A 1,261-nucleotide genomic window follows, 5' to 3' on the forward strand; every position below is an offset into this window, starting at 1 on the left:
ACCGTGTCCCGTTGCTGGCGGGTTCGTTGAGCTCTTCGTGAGCGTTGTCGGGGGTGGGCATCCGTCGGACTTGACGGACGACCAGTGGGCGCTGGTGGAACCGTTGCTCCCGCCCGCGCGGGTGGGACCGAAGGGCGGGCGGAGGGAGAAGCATCCGCGGCGGCGGATCGTGGACGCGATCTTCTACGTGGTCCGGACCGGATGCGCCTGGCGGCAGCTGCCGAAGGACTTCCCGCCCTGGCAGACGACGTACTGGTACTTCACCTGGTGGCACGACGACGGCACCGTCGAGCGCATCCACGACGCCCTGCGCGGCCGGGTCCGTGAGGCGGACGGCCGCGACGCGGAGCCGACCGCCGGCTTGATCGACTCGCAGTCCGTCCGCACCGCCGACACCGTGCCAGCGGCGACCAGGGGCTTCGACGCGGGCAAGAAGGTCAAGGGCCGCAAGCGGTTCCTGGTCACCGACACCCTAGGCCTGCTCGTCGCGGTCCACGTGGTCGCCGCGAGCGTCCAGGACCGCGATGGCGCCCGCCGTCCGCTCCTGTGGGCCCGGCTCGACCACCCGCGGATCGAGAGGTTCTGGGCCGATCAGGGCTTCGCCGGCCGCCTGGTCGAATGGACCGCCCGGATCCTCGGCCGCGAGCTCGACATCGTCCGCAAGGCCCCCGACCAGCGCGGCTTCCAGGTCCAGCCCAAGCGCTGGGCGATCGAGCGGACGTTCTCGTGGCTCACCGCCCACCGCCGCCTCGCCCGCGACTACGAGACCAGCTCCGCCCACTCCGAGACCATGATCCGCTGGGCAATGATCGGCATCATGGTCCGCAGACTCACCCGAGGCCGGCCGGCAACGCGCCAGGGTCCCCGTTCCTTGGTTACGAGTTCTCCCGTGACGTGACAACGGATCGGCATCTCACTGTCCCGCCGAGGCAGGACAACCCACCTGTCAGCCGCCCTGTCTTTGATCGCCAGCAGATCCGCGAAGACGCTGCCGTGCCGCTGCCAGGCGTTCCGCATAGTCAGGCGCGAAGATCCCGGTGAGGCTCTTGTCCAGGGTCCCCGCGATCCTGTGTATCGGCGCCCAGACGGCCTCGTCGTCAACCATCCGACTGAGGTCAGTCATCTGGACGCGCTCCAGCCAGTCCGAAAGCACCAGCGCCTCGTCCGGCGTCAAGCTGATCACGATCTGCTCGGTGTTCACGGGCAGAACCTAGCCGTACCGAGGACAGCACGCGAAGGCAGCACGCTGGCTGACGGCAGC

2 protein-coding genes are annotated in these 1,261 nt (G+C 69.2%); one reads left to right on the forward strand and one right to left on the reverse strand.

Features of this window, described 5'->3' with window-relative positions; all coding sequences use genetic code 11:
* On the forward strand, positions 1-898 hold an 898-nt coding region (locus ACIQBJ_RS35250), incomplete at its 5' end, for an IS5 family transposase (protein WP_400718872.1).
* Positions 899-946: 48 nt separating this feature from the next.
* On the opposite strand, the gene ACIQBJ_RS35255 is transcribed toward ACIQBJ_RS35250, so the two are convergent.
* Positions 947-1,201: a hypothetical protein gene (locus ACIQBJ_RS35255; protein WP_400718874.1), complete on the reverse strand. Its 255-nt coding sequence runs from the start codon at positions 1,199-1,201 to the stop codon at positions 947-949.
* Between the last annotated feature and the right edge of the window lie 60 nt (positions 1,202-1,261).

It is taken from the genome of Kitasatospora sp. NPDC088391 (genome assembly GCF_044753345.1).
Taxonomy (GTDB): domain Bacteria; phylum Actinomycetota; class Actinomycetes; order Streptomycetales; family Streptomycetaceae; genus Kitasatospora.